This is a genomic window from Ruegeria sp. BF10 (genome assembly GCF_056538725.1).
In genome coordinates this window covers 1,364,623-1,380,261 of sequence record NZ_JBQFTR010000001.1, presented here as the reverse complement: position 1 = coordinate 1,380,261, position 15,639 = coordinate 1,364,623, and the positions used below count along the sequence as shown (strand labels likewise).

Genomic DNA, 15,639 nt, shown 5'->3' with positions numbered 1-15,639 from the left:
CAACTCTAGGTCGGCAAGAGCAGGAGGGGAAGTATGGCTTTGGAAATGAACCGGGACGAACTGTCACAATACCTCAAAGAGGTGTTCCCTCAGGTGCACAAGGATTTCGTCGTCGAAGACTTGACCGAAGACACGATCACCATGCGCCTTGTGGTTCAGGACCAACACCTGCGCCCCGGAGGCACGGTGTCAGGCCCGTCGATGTTCGGGCTTGCCGATGTCAGTGTCTATGCGATGGTTCTGGCACGAAAAGGGCGTCAGTCATTGGCCGTTACCACCAACAGTTCTTTTGATTTCCTGCGCAAACCGGATGGTGGCGCCGATATGATTGCGGCCTGTCGTCTGTTGAAGCTGGGAAGAACACTGGCCGTTGGGGATGTGCTTTTGTACTCGGAAGGCAGTGATCTTCCGGTTGCGCGGGCAACGATGACCTATTCCCTGCCGCCGGCAGGGTCTGCTGCCGCGAATTTCGGATAAAAAAGGCCGGGGACAGGCCCCGGCCCAGGAAGAGGTCCCAATAAATTGGGACTGGGGATCAGTCAGGGCTGCCAGAAAAAGCGCTTTGTTTCCCGGCCAGCCTGATGGCGGGTCAGCCCGACGTCCTGAAGCAGACGGTCATCCAGATAGCCCAGATTGACGCGGCTGCGGCGGCGGCGTTCCCATTGAGTGACCGCCGCCGCAAACCGCACGGCCAGAGCAGCGAGCAGAGGCAGCCGTGGGCTGTCGTTCAGCAGCAGAAGGGCGGGGGTGTGCATTGTGCGTGTCATCTCGGAATTCCTTTCAAATTGTATTGACACAAAACAGTATTGTTTGGTACATAAGTTTGATACATTTGAAATTGTGTCAAAGGCAAAGGAAGAATTGTAATGGATACAATTTGGCCAAGCGCGCTGCCAAAGTCCAAGGGGCCAAAGTATACTTTGGTTGCCGACACAATACGAAAAGCTATTGATAACAAAACTTTGGATATCGGCACCAAACTGCCACCGGTGCGGGAGCTGGCGTATCGATTGCAAATTACACCCGGCACTGTCGCGCGCGCCTATACGATTCTCACCGATGAGGGGTTGCTACAAGCCGAGGTCGGACGTGGTACATTCGTAGCCCCGCCAAAATCTCCGATTCTGGATGATGTCTGGTCCCGGCAGCTTCATCTGGCCGAGGCGCAGAACACCCACCATGTCAGCCTGTTCAGCCCCAGGCTGGTGGATATGGGGCAGGTGTCGTTGATCCGCGAGTGCTTGCAGAAAGTCTCTCAATCCGATCCCGCATTATTCATGAACTACCCCACACGCGATGCGTATCAGCCCATGCGACAGGCTGTGGTTGACTGGCTGTCGGATCTTCCGCTGGGCCCGCTGAACGATGATGACATTGTCCTGACCCATGGGGGGCAGAATGGGCTTTGCTTGGTGTTTCAAACCATCCTGCAAGGGCCCAAGCCGGTCGTTTTGGTTGAAGACCTGTCTTACGCCGGTTTCCGTCGTGCCGGAGAGTTGATGCGCGCCGAGGTGGTCGGAATTCGAATGGACAAATGGGGTATCGATCCCGAAGCAATGGAACATGTTCTGCGCCAAACCCCGACGCAGGCGGTATGCGTGTCACCCGAAGTTCAAAACCCGACCGCAACACACACGCCTTTGGAAAGACGCAAAGAAATCGTTGAGATCGCACGGAAATTTGATGTCCAGATCGTTGAGGATGATTGCTATCGAATGGGGGACGCCAAAGAACCCAGCTTTCGCGCCCTTGCACCCGAGCGAGGGTGGCACGTGTCGTCCATTTCAAAGATACTCACACCGGCGCTGCGCGTGGGTTTCGCCATTGCTCCAAAGGATCGCAGTGTCGATCTGCGTCGATCTGCCGAATATGGGTATTTTGGCTTGGCTCAACCCCTGGCCGAACTCACGCGGTTGCTGCTGTCGGACCCGCGTACCCGCCAAATTGCCCAGGATGTGCGCAAGCGGATGGGTGACTATGTCCGGATTGCCGTCAATGCGCTGGGGGGGTTCGATCTGAACTGGGCTCCTGACGTGCCTTTTGTCTGGCTGAACCTGCCATCGGGGTGGCGCTCTGCCGCGTTCAGCCGCGCGGCCGAACGAGAAGGTATTCAACTCAGATCAGCGGATGAATTTGCCCTGCGCGATGGGCGCGCGCCGAATGCAGTACGCATCGCCATGAATGGTCACGTTTCTTTGGAACGGTTCGAAGACGCAATGCTGAGGCTGCGCGCGTTGCTGGACAATCCACCGGAACAGATCAGCGTCTAGCATTCAGGTCAGCGGGGGCGGATCGCCAAAAAATCCGGCCAGATGAGCGATCTTTCCATCTTCGTCCAATCGAATGAAATCATGCCCGGCCACCATGATTGCGCCGTCGGGCGCCACCATATGCCAAGTGAAGTGAACGACATCGTGGTGCGAAACCGGACTGCTGGTGATTTCAACGCGCCCATTCGAGCTTTCAAGAATCTCTCCAATATGAGCATTCAAACGCTCACGCCCCGAAACATCAGCTGTTGGATCCACATATCGACCGTTTTCCGCAAAACAATGCGCCAAGAACTCAAACCGTTTTCCTGAGGACTTTTCCTGCCATGCGGCGCCGTAGCTTTCAATTGTGTACATCAAATCCTGCATGCAACTCTCCGTGGCTGGACGCGATCAATTCCTATCTAGTGTATCAGAGTGTTGAATTTGGGAGAATTCCACATCAGAAATATGGGGTAAAATAATACCTATTTTGTAAGTTAATGTTTTAAAACTATTTAATTAGCATTGGGTCGCTTGACGTGGCAATCGTGGGTGTCTAGATACGCATCCATCGAATTCGGGCCGCCTCGCTTGGGGCGGTCTTTCACATCAAACAGGACTATCCTGCCATGAAAACCTTTTCTGCAACACCTGCAGACATCGACAAGAAATGGATCCTGATCGACGCCGAGGGCGTTGTTCTGGGCCGTCTTGCCTCGATCGTCGCCATGCGTCTGCGTGGCAAGCACAAAGCGTCGTTCACCCCGAACATGGACATGGGCGACAACGTCATCGTGATCAACGCTGACAAGATCCAGATGACCGGCAAGAAGCGCGAAGAGAACTTCTACTGGCACACTGGCCACCCGGGCGGCATCAAGTCGCGCACCAAACAGCAGATCCTGGAAGGTGCACATCCCGAACGCGTCGTGACCCAAGCGGTCAAGCGCATGCTGCCGGGCAACCGCCTGTCGCGCAAGCAGATGACCAACCTGCGCGTTTATGCCGGTGCCGAGCATCCCCACGAGGCGCAAGCGCCCGAAGTTCTGGACGTCAAGTCCATGAACAAGAAAAACACCCGGAGCTAATGACCGATGGCTGATCAGATCAATACTCTCGAAGAGCTGAGCGCCGTCGCAGGCGTTGAAACCGTGGCCGAAGAAGTCATCGTGCGTGAACCCGTACGTGACGAGCTGGGCCGTTCCTACGCAACCGGCAAGCGTAAAGACGCTGTTGCCCGCGTCTGGATCAAGCCGGGTTCCGGCAAGGTCACCGTGAACGGCAAGGATCAGGACGTCTATTTTGCACGTCCCGTTCTGCAACTGATCCTGCGCCAGCCGTTCCAGGTTGCTGGTGTCGAAGGCGAGTTCGACGTTGTCGCCACCGTCAAAGGTGGTGGCCTGACCGGTCAGGCCGGTGCGGTCAAGCACGGCATCTCGAAAGCGCTGCAACTGTACGATCCCAACCTGCGCGGCGCCTTGAAAGCCGCTGGCTTCCTGACCCGCGACAGCCGCGTTGTGGAACGTAAGAAATTCGGTAAGCGCAAAGCCCGCCGTTCGTTCCAGTTCTCCAAGCGTTAATTCGCCGGGAAAACCCAATAAGAAAGGGCTCGCAATTGCGAGCCCTTTTGCATTGTTTTTGTGGGAAATCTTATTCTTCGTAAACCAGCTTCCACGCGCCGTTTTCAACGACGTTGACGAAAACCGTATCCGCCCCCTGGTGATCGTCCGGGCCATAGGAAATATGGTTGCCGACCAGATCATCCTGATAGTCCAGTGACTCCATCGCCTCGATAAAGCTGTCATGCGTCAGGTCAGGGCCCGCGGCCTCAAGCGCTTTAACCATCATTTCGGCGGCGGAATAGCCCAACATGGCGAATCCAACCGGGTCTTCGCCCGTGGCGGCCTTGTATTCTTCGATAAACGCCGCCGGGGCAGGTTGATCTGCACGCGCCCACAGATCCTGCCACGAGGCTGCCGCATAGAACCCGTCAGTCACCCCTCCGGGAACCTGTGCCACGACAGTCAGGAAACTGGCCGAAGTGCCGAGGAACTTCATGTCCGTCAGGCCCATCTTCTTGGCGGTGCCAACTACGGTGATCGCCTGACGCACCCCAAGCGCCATGGTGACGATATCGCAGCCTTCTTCCTTGAGCTTGCTGAGCGATCCGACAAAATCCGTCTCATCCGGCTTGTGGGTCGTTTCAGATCCAAAACCGATCCCGGCCTCTTCGGCGCCGGCCTTGCTGCCTTCAAGAATTTCTTCACCGAAATCTGTCGGCAGATACATGGTGCAGACCGTCTTTGATCCAAATTCGCCGGCCAGATATTTCACACCGACACGCGCCTGATCATAGTAGGTCGAGAAAGACGTGAACTTGTTCCGCATCGGCTCCTGCAACATCTGACGCGCGGCGGTCAGAGGTGCAACGTTGGGAATACCCTTGGGATCCAACAGCTTGAACCCGGCCATGTTCATCGGCGTGCCAAGCGATTGCAGCATGGCGAACACCTTGTCGCGGTTCAGCAGCTTGTTGTAGCCTTGCATCGCACGCGGCATCTGATAGCCGTTGTCCTCGACCACATAGCGGATTTTGCGCCCGTGTATGCCACCGGCTTCGTTCACGCGGTCGAATACCACGTTGGCACCTTTGGTTGCCGGAACACCCACTGCGGCAAAGATGCCGCTCAGGTCGTTGACGGACCCAATGACTATCTCTTCGTCCGTAACGCCCTGTGTCTGAGCCGAACCGATGCTTGCCGAGGCGGTCAACGCCGTGGCTGCGGCCAGCCATTTGAGTGACTTCTTCATCTTTCTCCTCCCGAAAATTCTTTGGCTAAGTGTACATGTCTTCAATCAGATGTCCGTGTTTCTTTTCGACCAGGCCGCGTTTCAGCTTCATCGTGGCGGTAAGCTCGTCATCCTCGGCGGTCAGCAGAACGTCGATCAGGCGAAAATCCTTGATCTGTTCGACCCGTGCGAATTCCTTGTTCACCGCGGCCACTTCGGCACCGATCAGTTCGCGCACCTCGGCCGCGGCGCAGAGCGAAGCAAAGTTCGAGAATGGGATTTTCTGGTCCTGCGCATATTTCTCGACATTTTCCTGATCGATCATGATCAGCGCCGTGAGGTATTTGCGCCGATCACCGATGATCACCGCGTCCGAGATGTAATGGCTGAACTTCAGACGGCTTTCGATTTCGGCCGGGGTGATGTTCTTGCCGCCGGCGGTGATGATGATGTCTTTCAACCTGCCGGTGATGGTGACAAAACCGTCCTCGTCGATATGCCCCATATCGCCGGTGCGCAGCCAGCCGTCGGCGGTAAAGCTTTCCGCCGTCTTGGCGTTGTTGCGCCAATAGCCCTGAAAGATGTTCATGCCCTTGAGCTGAATTTCACCTTCGTCCGAGATACGGATATCGCACCCCGGGACGACCTTGCCGATGGTTCCTATCTTGTTGCTTTCCACGGTGTTGAGTGTGGCAAGGCCGGACGTTTCGGTCATGCCGAAGCCCTCGACGATCGGCACTCCGATGGCCCAGTACCATTTCAACAAATCCGCCGAGATAGGCGCGGCACCCGTGCCACCCCGGCGCAGCTTGTCCAAGCCCAGCATCCGGCGCAAATTCTTCAGAACCAACTGATCCCAGAACCAGAACCGGGCCGCGATGGCGGCGGGAACGGGTTTTCCCGAACTCACGTAATCGGCCCGGCGCGCGCCGGCCTTCAGGGCAAGACCGTATGCCATTCGACCCAGCGCCGTTGCATCCTGCGCCAGGATTTGCACCTGCGCATGGATCTTTTCCCAAACTCTCGGCACAGCCGTGAAGGTCGAGGGCGAGACCTCTTGCAGATTCGCAAACACCGTCTCGGGGCTTTCCGCGAAATTCACGGTGCAGCGGGCGGCCAGAGGGTAATAGACAGACACGTCGCGTTCCAGAATATGGCAGAGCGGTAGAAAACACAGCTGTTCGTCACTGGCCTGTGTTGGCAATGACCAGGCACCGGCCTCGATGCCGGCCAGGATGTTTTCATGGCTCAACATCGCACCCTTGGGTTGGCCGGTGGTGCCGGATGTGTAAACCAGCAAAGCTGTGTCCTGAGGTTTGGCCTGTGCGATTTCGGCTTCGAACCGTCCCGGATCTTCCTGTTCGGCCTGCTGGCCCAAAGCGTAAAGGTCGCCGATCATCATGCAGCGTGGATGGGTCAGGTCATGCAAGCCCTCGCCCTCCAGAATGATCACCTTGACCAGATCCGGAACTTGATTTTCGACTTCCAGAAACTTGTCCAGATGCTCTTCGTCCTCGACGATCAGGAACTTGCTGCCACTGTCGTTGACCAGATATTGCAACTGATTGGCGGAATCCGTGGTGTAGACGCCAGAAGAAATGCCCCCGACGCACTGAATGCCCATGTCGAACCACATCCATTCCTTGCGGTCCTCGGACAGGATCGAAACAACGTCTCCGCGCTTCAAACCCAGCTTTCGCAGGGCAAGCCCGATCAACTTGGCGTGCTGCCAGTAGTCGGCCCAGGAATATGACTTCCAGATGCCCAAGTCCTTTTCACGATGGGCCGTTCGATCCCCCATTTCCGCACAACGGCTTTGAAACAGCGCACTGATGGTGGTGCACCCATCCACGCGCAACGGGCGTTGTCCGGGTGTTGCATTAAGCTCAATGCCGTTGATCCTGATCTGCCGGGCGAGGGGCGTCGCATCCATCTTGCTTACCTCCACGTCTTCTTGCGCTTCCAACGGCGGTTTTCGCGCGCGCCTTCTTCCCGCACGCCTAGATAGAAGTTCTGGATGTCCTCGGACTTCAGCAACTCATCCGCAGCGCCGTCCATGACGATGCGCCCAACCTCCATCACGTAACCATGATGCGCCAGTTCCAATGCAGCATTGGCGTTCTGTTCGACCAGCAGCATTGTCATATGCTGTTCTTCGTTCAGACGTTTCAGAATGGCGAATATTTCCTGCACCAAAAGCGGTGACAGACCCAGTGACGGTTCATCCAGCAGCATGATGCGGGGGCGGGCCATCAGCCCACGTCCGATTGCCAGCATCTGTTGCTGCCCACCTGACAGGGTGCCGGCCTCTTGCGTGCGGCGATCTTTCAGAACGGGAAAGTAACTGAAAACCAGCTCGCGATCCTGGTCGATCAGCGCCTTGTCCGATCGCGTATACGCGCCGAGGCTCAGGTTTTCATCGACGGTGAGCAGGGGAAACACCTCGCGCCCTTCGGGTACATGCACGATCCCGCGCTGGACGACGGTATGCGGCTCGGCCCCCTGAATGTCGTCTCCATCAAAGGTGATCGTGCCTTTTTCCGGGTCCATCACACCCGAGACGGTTTTCATCAACGTCGTCTTGCCGGCACCGTTTGCGCCAAGAATCGAGACAATCGCACCTTCGTGAACATCCAGAGAAACGCCACGAATGGCCATTATCGGGCCGTAGAAGCTTTCGACATTTCGGATTTTCAGGATTGGCGCGCTCATGAGGCTTTCCCCAGATAAGCTTCAATCACCGCCGGGTGCGATTGAACTTCGGCCGGGGTTCCAAGCGCCAGTTTGGCACCATCTGCCATGGCCAGAACCCGGTCTGACACGGCCGAGACCAGGCCCATGTCATGTTCTACCATCAAAACGGTGATGCCCATCTGCCGTCGGATATCATCGATCCACCAACGCATGTCCGTTGTCTCTTCGACGGACAACCCCGAGGCCGGCTCATCCAGTAGCAGCAATTTGGGGTCGGTTGCCAAAGCGCGAGCAACTTCAACCACTTTGCGTACGCCGTAGGGCAGCCCGGATATCATCTTGTCGCGATAGGCTTGCAGGTCGAGAAAATCGATGATCCGTTCCACTTTCTCGCGGTTTTCCAGTTCCTGTTGCTTTGCGGACGGGGTGAACAGAATCTCGGAAATCAGGTTTGTCCTGCGGTGGCGGTGCCGCCCGACCAGCAGGTTTTGCAGAACGGTGGCGTGTTCGAACAGTTCGATATTCTGGAAGGTCCGCGCCACGCCATAGGCGGCGACGCCGGACGGTTTGACCTGAAGCAGATCATGTCCGTCAAACCGGATCGCCCCGTCAACGGGATCGTAGAACCGGGAAATCAGGTTGAAAACAGTGGACTTGCCCGCACCGTTTGGACCGACGATGGCGAAAACCTCACCTTCCCGAACATCGAATGACAGGTCATCCACCGCCGTCAGGCCGCCGAACTTGAGGGTGACATTTTCGAACTCCAGCAAGCTCATCTCAGACGCTCCGTCTTGAGATAAGACTTCTGCCGTTTGAACATGTCCTTTCGATAGAAGGGGAACAGCTCGAACCAGGTGCGGATTTTCAGCCAGCGGCCATAGATGCCCATGGGTTCGAACAGGATGAAGGCAATCAGGATCATGCCGAAGATGCCGAACTCCAATCCCGGAATGGCCACCGTACTGCCACCGAACAGAGCGCCGGCATATTCTTTTGAGATCGACAGAAACTGCGGCAGGAACCCGATCACGATCGCGCCCAGAAACGCGCCGTGGATCGACCCAAGCCCACCGATCACGATCATCATCAACAATTGGATCGAGATCAGAACACTGAAGGTTTCGTTGTTGAACGCTCCGGCGAACAACCCCATCAGTGCCCCGGCCCAGCCCGTCACCGCGCAGGACAAGGCGAAAGAGATCATCTTTGTCCGTGCGATATCGATTCCCATCGCCTGGGCCGAAACCTCAGAGTCGCGCACAGCGATAAAGCTGCGGCCCAAAGGCGCGCGCAGCAGGTTGATATATCCCAGTGTGACCAGAACGGCGACGGTCAGGACCAGCCAGAAGAACTGATCGGGCGTTCCCAAGCGGTCTACCAGATGGCCGAAGATTTCGACCCCGCCGACATACTTGCCCGCAACACCGCCGGTGATGGGTTCGGACAGAACGATGATGTCGTCCATCAGGATCGAAAGCGCCATGGTGAAGATGGCCAGATAGATGCCATGCAGGCGCAGGGCAGGGATCGCGACCGTCACGCCCGCTATCCCGGTCAGAATGCCCGCCAGCGGGAAAGCAACCAGAAAGGGCACCCCGGCTTCTATCAGGGCGACGTTGGCATAGCAGCCAAAGGCCAGAAAGGCCGCGTGGCCCAGACTGACTTGCCCTGTATGCCCGGTCAGGATCATCAGGCCCAACCCGGCAATGGCCCAGATCAGGACGTTGGTCAGTTCACCCAGATAGAACTCGTCAAGCCACCAGGGGGCTGCGGCAACAACCGTCAGAAGGATCAGATACAGGACAAGCTGATAGCGGTCTTTCCACGGGCGGATATCCTGCATGTAGTCGGTTTTGAAGACGATCCGCATGGCTCAGACCTTTTTGACCCGAACCTGACTGAACAACCCGTTGGGGCGAAAGATCAGCACGGCAAGCAGCAGGGCGTATGGCGCGATCTGGCTGTAACCCGCCGCGATATAGCGGCTGGCAAAAGGTTCGATCACGCCGACGATAAGTCCGCCGGCCAACGCACCGGGCAGGCTTCCGAATCCTCCGATAACGGCGGCGGCAAATGCCTTGATGCCCAGCAATCCGGTTGTCGGATCCACCGCGCCCTTGGCGGCGAACAGAATGCCCGCAATCCCCGCAACGACACCGGCCAGCGCCCAGATGAACCCCTGAACCCGCTTGACAGGTACACCCATGTAATACGCTGCCAGCTGGTTCTGCGACGCCCCCTGCATCGCCAGCCCAAGTTTGGAGCGTTTGAAAAAGACGTAAAGGCCCCATGTCAGCAGGATGGTCACGACGATCACGGCGACATCCTCCAGCCCCAGCACAAGGCCGCCAAAGCGCAGATCTTTCCCCGCCAGCGGGTTTTGCAGTGTTTGCGGTTCGTGCCCCCAGATCAATCCGGCCACGAAACGGATCACAAAGCCCAGGGCGATGGTCAGGATAACAACGGCTGTCTGACTTTCGCCAAACAGGCGACGGATGATCAGGCGATCCAGAAGATATCCCAATGCCCCCATGATCCCCAGTGATATCGGCAGGGCCAGCCAGAACGGCAGGCCCATGTACTCGGTATTGGTCAGGCCGATGGTGACAAAGGCCCCCAGCATCATGAAATCGCCCTGCGCGAAATTTACCGCTTCGGTCGCCTTGTAGATCAGAACAAAGCCAAGCGCGATCAGGCCATAGACACACCCGTTTGCCAGTCCGCTGATCAGCAGCTGTGCGTTATCCAAACTGTCCTCCCTCGACCGGTTTGCCGGTGTCGCGTTCTGCCCGCACGTATCCTGCGGTGACGCGGGTTTGTTCTACTATGGCGTGATAATCACCTTGCCGTCACTCTTTTTCAGCGCATCCGCCAGATTTGGCACAAGATTTTTCAGCCTAAGATGTTCCGAAACATCCGTTTTCCAGCGGCCGTCGGCAAACCGGGCCTGAACCTCGGCCACGACGCGCATCTGATCGGCGGGCGGGGTCGACATCATCCAGTTTGTCAGCCAGAAGCCTTCGATCCGCTTGCTCATGAAGATCAGTTGACTGGTCTGCGTCAGCGTCGGCGCCTCGGTAGACAGCTTGCCATAACTGATCCAGCGCGCCCGGTTGGGCATGGCGCAGAACAGTTGTTCAGACAACTGGTCCGTCACGGCATCCAGAAACACGCGCGGTTTCAGCTGCGCGCTCAGATCCGCAAACTTGGCGACAACGTCTTCATCGGTTGTCACCAGCACTTCGGCCGCGCCAAGGTCTTTCAACATCCCTGTCGTCTCGGCCCGGCGCACCAAGGCGATCGGCTTCAACCCCAGGTCGCGGCCAAGGCTGCACATCAGCTTGCCCAATTGGCTGGTCGCGGCTGATACGACAAAGGCATCGCCGTCAGCCTTGGCCATATCCACCATGGCCATCGCCGTCATTGGATTGACGATCTGAGCAGCCCCATCATCGTCCGAGATATCAGGGCGCAGAGGGATGCACATCTGCATCTGCGTAACGACATATTCCGCCCAGGCCCCCGATCCGGCGGCAACAAACGCGACGCGTTGCCCTTGCAGGGCTTCGGCGCCCTTGCCGGCGGCCACGACGTCTCCGCATCCTTCAAAGCCGGCGGGGGATCCCTTGACCCTCGGCTGCCCGTATTCACCCTTGATGAAATGCAGATCTGACGGATTGACCGAAGCCGCGCGCAACCGGATCAGCACCTGACCCGGGCCGGGTTCCGGCGTGGGAACCTCGGCTTTTTCCAACCAGTCGGCGGCGTTTTCAATGGCCGGTCCGTTGGCCGTGCCGGAATACCCGTCATGTTTCAGGATTGCGGCGAACATTGTCTGGGGCAGGTCGGTCATCGGGTCATCCTTGAAATGGCTAAAGCACAGCGCGCACCATATCTGGAAAGCCCCCGATAGTACGGGCAAGGTGCGGGCTGTTTGTCAGGCACAGCCAATCAAAAGCCGCGAAGGAGGTCAATTCAACCACGCCCTAACGTAGGGGCAGCGCAGATGCGCTCTGGGGCAAAGGCCGACCCGTGGATCGGCCTTCAAAACTTTACTGTTGGGTCAGCAGGTTGGTCAGTTCCTGAATTTTCTGAACAATCGTTTCAGGCGAGTCCCTGATATCATTCACAATCTTGATCGCCTGATCCTTCAGATCGGTGGCCAGAGTGCTGTCCTGAAGGGATGCCATAATGCCATCATAGTCGAAGTTGGTCGGGTCCAGCTTGCCTTCCTGAATCCATGAGTTCAGCAACTCCTGCCCCTGACCGGCCAGCGCGGCCACCTGATCGCTGGCCTCCTGGGCGGTGTCAGCGGCCTGATCCGCAACCGATGACGCCGCTTCGCTTGCCTGATCCGCCAACGACGAAGCTGCTTCGGCGGCTTGTTCGGTCGCGGCATCAACAGCGTCAGAGGCAGCGTCCTGTGCGGATGAAGCCGCGTCTGTCACCGCTTCGGCGGCTTCTTCTGCCGCCGTTTCCAAACGTTCAGCGGGTGTGGGTTCGGGTTGATTCAGATAGAAATACCCGCCAGCGCCAATTGCGGCGATGACGATGGCAAGAATGAGAGTACGCGACATGTGTGTCTCCTTTGGAAAATGTGTCGCCGGGATGCGCCAAAAATAACTCAGGTACAAAGGGGAATTCCCAATAATTCTCAGCAGAATAGAGTATAAGCCGGGCTATGCTCATTGCCCCTGGAAACGCGGCAAGAACACGCCTGCACAAAGGTGACGCGCCCTGTTTTGGCAGCGATCCGCCGGGAAAGGACCGCAGGCGCAACCAATTTTCAGGCGTTTATCGTGAACCCAAAAGGCAGCATTGAGCCAGCATTGGAAAAGTGGCGGAGAGACAGGGATTCGAACCCTGGGTGGGCTTGCACCCACAACGGTTTTCGAGACCGCCCCGTTCGACCACTCCGGCACCTCTCCGCGGGGGTCTGTGAGGGGGGGATTTAGTGAGGAACGGGCAGGGGTGCAAGCAGAAAATTCGGGATTTTGCGAAACCGGGGATTTTCCGTTGCCTGCCAGCGCAAAACTCCTAGTCTGATAGGTATGACACAGTTTCTACGCCGCTCTGCCTTTTGGTTTCTGGCCCCGCTCTTTGCGCTTGTTCTGATCCCTTTGGAACTTTCCGCCGCCAGCCGCGATCGGATAGAGGCCTTTCTGACCACAACCGGGTTTGACGTCGCCCTGGACAGCATCGCGCTGAGCTCGAGGTCCGCCCCTCAGATGCTGGGGATCGACCCTGAGGGATTTGGCTCGGACTGGGCCCGCCTGGCGGACGAAGTTTTTGATGTCGGCGCCATGCACGAGACCGCAGTTTCCATCCTGGAACAAACACTGAGTGATGAGGCGCTGACGCACGCGGTAGACTTTTATGCATCCGACCTGGGTCAGCGCCTGGTCGAGGCCGAAAACGCCTCGCATATGCTTGAGGACGATGAGGCCAAGCAGTTGGAAGGTCAAAAAATCATTTCAGACCTGATCAAAGACGGATCGCAACGGGTCGAAAGTTTCAAGCGCATGAACAAGGCGATCGATTCGACCGGCACCGCGGTGCGGGCCCTGCAAGAAATTCAGGTGCGTTTTCTTCTGGCAGCCAGCGCATCAGGTGTCATCGAACTGCAACTGGATGCCGAAGAATTGCGTGCATTGATGAAGCGGAACGAAGCCGGTATGCGCCAGTCGCTGCAACTGTCCAGCCTTGCAGGCGCAGCTTATACCTATCAGGACTTTTCCGATGCGGATGTCGACTCGTATGTCGAGGCGCTGGAACAACCCCTGATGCAGGAAGTGTATGAATTGCTGAACGCGATCCAATACGAGATCATGGCCATGCGGTTCGAAGTTCTTGCGGCCCGAATGGCCGAGCTGCATCCCGCACAGGATATTTGATGCACCGCGTTTTTCTGACGATTGCGTTTGTTCTGTGGGGCGCACAATTGCTGGCCGATCAAAGGGTCGACCGGCTGGCGCAGGCCATGCACCTTTCGCATGTGATGGAAATTCTCGTACAGGAAGGGCAGGGGCACCGCGAGGAACTTGACGAAACGCTGTTGGACAATACCGGCGGCGCATATTTTGAAGCGCAGGTCAAAGATATCTACGACCCGGTCTGGATGCAGCAATTCCTGACGGATGCCTTTGAGGCAGGTCTTTCAGTTGCGCAGCTTGATCAGGCGATCCTGTTTTTCGAAAGCGATCTTGGTCAGACGATCGTGTCGCTGGAAAACTCGGCCCGGCAGGCGATGTCGGACCAGGCCATCGAGGACATGGCCCGTGAATCCTATGAGTCCGTTGAACGCGACTCGACTCGGTTCGAGTTGGTCGATGAGTACATCCAGGCCAATGACCTTGTCGAAAAGAACGTTCAGGGGGCGCTGAGTTCAGATTACAGCTTCTTTCAGGGTCTTGATATCGACGCGCAAGGCGATGATCAGGAATTGCTGGCCGAACTTCTGTCACAGAAAGAGAGCCGCGCAGCTGAAACCGAGGCGTGGCTTTATTCTTTTCTTCTGATGGCCTATCGGCCTCTGGACGAGACCCAGATGCGCGAGAATATCGCGTTTTCCAGAACCGAAACCGGGCGCGCCCTGAATGAGGCGCTGTTCGACGGCTTTGACCGCATGTTCAACGATATATCTTTCCGGTTGGGGCGGGCGGTCGCACAGACGCTTAGGGCGTCTGATCTCTGACGACGCTTTGGTGTTGACTTTTCTCGGCGATCCATGGATAAGCGCGCATCCCGGCCGGTATTCCGCGCCGGGTATCGTTATTATTTGACCCTTGGGATGTCCTGATGGTCATTCACACAGCCCGAAAAGGGCGCGCTGTTCGAGGTGGCTTTCAAGTGTCTTGGAGCCGGAAACTCCCGTAAGGGGACCACAGAACGCGGTTAGACAAAGGAAAGACGCATGTTTGCGGTCCTCAAGACTGGCGGCAAGCAGTACAAGGTTCAGGCGGGTGATATCCTCCGCGTTGAAAAGCTGGCTGCCGACGCAGGTGAAAAAGTTCAATTCAACGATGTTCTGATGCTGGGTGGCGACGCTCCGGTCGTTGGCGCACCGTTCATCGAAGGCGCAGGCGTTCAGGCCGAAGTGATCGAACAGATCAAAGGTGACAAGGTCATCAAGTTCGTCAAGCGTCGTCGTAAGCACAGCTCGAAGCGTACCGTTGGCCACCGTCAGAAGCTGACACTGGTCAAGATCACCGACATCCTGTCGTCGGGCGCTGACAAGTCGGGCATCAAGGCTGCAACCGGTTCGGCTCCGGCTGGCGAAGCGGCACCTGCTGCAAAGCCTGCCAAGAAAGCCGAAGCCAAGGCAGTGGCACCTGCCGCTGCTGCTGCGGACGATCTGACCAAGCTGAACGGCGTCGGCCCTGCCGCTGCCAAGAAGCTTGCCGAAGCCGGAATCGAGAGCTTTGCCGCTCTGGCCGCCTTGTCGGACGAGCAGATTGCTGCTATCGAAACGGTCAAAGTGAAACCCGAATGGGTTGAGCAGGCCAAAGAGCTGGCCAAAGGCTAAGGAGAGAGAGAATGGCACATAAAAAAGCTGGCGGTTCCTCCCGTAACGGCCGCGACTCAGCGGGTCGTCGCCTTGGCGTGAAACTGTATGGTGGTCAGGCCGCCATCGCAGGCAACATCATCGTGCGTCAGCGCGGCACCAAGTTCTGGCCGGGCGAAGGCGTCGGCATGGGCAAGGATCACACCATCTTTGCAACCACAGATGGCGCCGTAAAGTTCCACAAGGGACTGAAAAACCGCACCTTCATTTCGGTCCTGCCAGTGGCGGAGGCCGCAGAGTAAGCCGAAACCCAGAAGGTTTAAGAAAAATTCATGGGGGACCGGCACAAAGTGCCGGTCCCTTTTTCGTTTTAACGCAGTCGTGATCAAACAAACC

At 57.2% G+C, this 15,639-nt stretch carries 18 protein-coding genes and 1 tRNA gene; 8 read left to right on the top strand and 11 right to left on the bottom strand.

Annotated elements, in window-relative coordinates:
- Positions 1-33 precede the first annotated feature (33 nt).
- Positions 34-477, top strand: coding sequence for a PaaI family thioesterase (locus tag ACR0DJ_RS07000; RefSeq protein WP_170344338.1), 444 nt, complete (start codon positions 34-36; stop codon positions 475-477).
- A gap of 62 nt (positions 478-539) precedes the next feature.
- Here the strand turns inward: ACR0DJ_RS07000 and ACR0DJ_RS06995 are convergent, their stop codons facing one another.
- Complete coding sequence (locus ACR0DJ_RS06995) at positions 540-767, bottom strand: DUF1127 domain-containing protein (protein ID WP_117868993.1); 228 nt, start codon at positions 765-767, stop codon at positions 540-542.
- A 99-nt stretch (positions 768-866) separates the two neighbouring features.
- On the opposite strand from ACR0DJ_RS06995, the gene ACR0DJ_RS06990 reads away from it, so the two are divergent.
- Positions 867-2,270 carry an aminotransferase-like domain-containing protein gene (locus tag ACR0DJ_RS06990; RefSeq protein ID WP_480684358.1) on the top strand — a complete coding sequence of 468 codons (1,404 nt, stop codon included), beginning with the start codon at positions 867-869 and terminating at the stop codon, positions 2,268-2,270.
- 3 nt (positions 2,271-2,273) lie between these two features.
- Here ACR0DJ_RS06990 and ACR0DJ_RS06985 read toward each other — a convergent pair whose 3' ends face one another.
- Entirely contained in the window at positions 2,274-2,639 is a 366-nt protein-coding gene (locus ACR0DJ_RS06985) for a nuclear transport factor 2 family protein (RefSeq protein ID WP_170344334.1), read from the bottom strand.
- A gap of 242 nt (positions 2,640-2,881) precedes the next feature.
- Here ACR0DJ_RS06985 and rplM point away from each other — a divergent pair, with 242 nt between their 5' ends.
- Both rplM and rpsI read left to right on the top strand, forming a co-directional pair.
- The gene (rplM, locus tag ACR0DJ_RS06980) at positions 2,882-3,340 is read left to right on the top strand and encodes a 50S ribosomal protein L13 (RefSeq protein WP_152457950.1); all 459 of its coding nucleotides are present in this window, start codon (positions 2,882-2,884) and stop codon (positions 3,338-3,340) included.
- Between the two features lie 6 nt (positions 3,341-3,346).
- On the top strand, positions 3,347-3,832 hold the full coding sequence (gene rpsI / locus ACR0DJ_RS06975) for a 30S ribosomal protein S9 (protein ID WP_152457951.1): 486 nt from the start codon (positions 3,347-3,349) through the stop codon (positions 3,830-3,832).
- 70 nt (positions 3,833-3,902) lie between these two features.
- Here rpsI and ACR0DJ_RS06970 read toward each other — a convergent pair whose 3' ends face one another.
- The 9 genes from ACR0DJ_RS06970 to ACR0DJ_RS06930 all read right to left on the bottom strand — a co-directional run bounded on the left by ACR0DJ_RS06970 (position 3,903) and on the right by ACR0DJ_RS06930 (position 12,667).
- Positions 3,903-5,063, bottom strand: coding sequence for an ABC transporter substrate-binding protein (locus ACR0DJ_RS06970; protein ID WP_257600713.1), 1,161 nt, complete (start codon positions 5,061-5,063; stop codon positions 3,903-3,905).
- Between the two features lie 25 nt (positions 5,064-5,088).
- The gene (locus ACR0DJ_RS06965) at positions 5,089-6,975 is read right to left on the bottom strand and encodes an AMP-dependent synthetase/ligase (protein ID WP_480684356.1); all 1,887 of its coding nucleotides are present in this window, start codon (positions 6,973-6,975) and stop codon (positions 5,089-5,091) included.
- A 5-nt stretch (positions 6,976-6,980) separates the two neighbouring features.
- Positions 6,981-7,754 carry an ABC transporter ATP-binding protein gene (locus ACR0DJ_RS06960; protein WP_480487537.1) on the bottom strand — a complete coding sequence of 258 codons (774 nt, stop codon included), beginning with the start codon at positions 7,752-7,754 and terminating at the stop codon, positions 6,981-6,983.
- Positions 7,751-8,515 carry an ABC transporter ATP-binding protein gene (locus ACR0DJ_RS06955; RefSeq protein ID WP_480684353.1) on the bottom strand — a complete coding sequence of 255 codons (765 nt, stop codon included), beginning with the start codon at positions 8,513-8,515 and terminating at the stop codon, positions 7,751-7,753. The genes ACR0DJ_RS06960 and ACR0DJ_RS06955 overlap by 4 nt, the downstream gene beginning before the upstream one ends.
- Positions 8,512-9,609: a branched-chain amino acid ABC transporter permease gene (locus ACR0DJ_RS06950; protein WP_480684351.1), complete on the bottom strand. Its 1,098-nt coding sequence runs from the start codon at positions 9,607-9,609 to the stop codon at positions 8,512-8,514. Before ACR0DJ_RS06950 ends, ACR0DJ_RS06955 begins: the two co-directional genes overlap by 4 nt.
- A gap of 3 nt (positions 9,610-9,612) precedes the next feature.
- Entirely contained in the window at positions 9,613-10,488 is an 876-nt protein-coding gene (locus ACR0DJ_RS06945; RefSeq protein WP_170344324.1) for a branched-chain amino acid ABC transporter permease, read from the bottom strand.
- 75 nt (positions 10,489-10,563) lie between these two features.
- Entirely contained in the window at positions 10,564-11,592 is a 1,029-nt protein-coding gene (locus ACR0DJ_RS06940; RefSeq protein WP_480684350.1) for an alcohol dehydrogenase catalytic domain-containing protein, read from the bottom strand.
- Between the two features lie 199 nt (positions 11,593-11,791).
- Positions 11,792-12,316, bottom strand: coding sequence for a hypothetical protein (locus tag ACR0DJ_RS06935; protein WP_480684348.1), 525 nt, complete (start codon positions 12,314-12,316; stop codon positions 11,792-11,794).
- Between the two features lie 261 nt (positions 12,317-12,577).
- Positions 12,578-12,667 (bottom strand) — tRNA-Ser (locus ACR0DJ_RS06930).
- 123 nt (positions 12,668-12,790) lie between these two features.
- Between ACR0DJ_RS06930 and ACR0DJ_RS06925 the strand changes: the two genes are divergently transcribed.
- The 4 genes from ACR0DJ_RS06925 (at position 12,791) to rpmA (ending at position 15,545) form a co-directional block, all read left to right on the top strand.
- Complete coding sequence (locus ACR0DJ_RS06925) at positions 12,791-13,633, top strand: DUF2059 domain-containing protein (RefSeq protein ID WP_480684347.1); 843 nt, start codon at positions 12,791-12,793, stop codon at positions 13,631-13,633.
- The gene (locus tag ACR0DJ_RS06920; protein WP_170344317.1) at positions 13,633-14,433 is read left to right on the top strand and encodes a DUF2059 domain-containing protein; all 801 of its coding nucleotides are present in this window, start codon (positions 13,633-13,635) and stop codon (positions 14,431-14,433) included. The genes ACR0DJ_RS06925 and ACR0DJ_RS06920 overlap by 1 nt, the downstream gene beginning before the upstream one ends.
- Before the next feature lie 219 nt (positions 14,434-14,652).
- On the top strand, positions 14,653-15,264 hold the full coding sequence (locus tag ACR0DJ_RS06915; protein WP_425078249.1) for a 50S ribosomal protein L21: 612 nt from the start codon (positions 14,653-14,655) through the stop codon (positions 15,262-15,264).
- Between the two features lie 11 nt (positions 15,265-15,275).
- On the top strand, positions 15,276-15,545 hold the full coding sequence (rpmA, locus tag ACR0DJ_RS06910; protein WP_039535512.1) for a 50S ribosomal protein L27: 270 nt from the start codon (positions 15,276-15,278) through the stop codon (positions 15,543-15,545).
- The last annotated feature ends 94 nt before the right edge of the window (positions 15,546-15,639 follow it).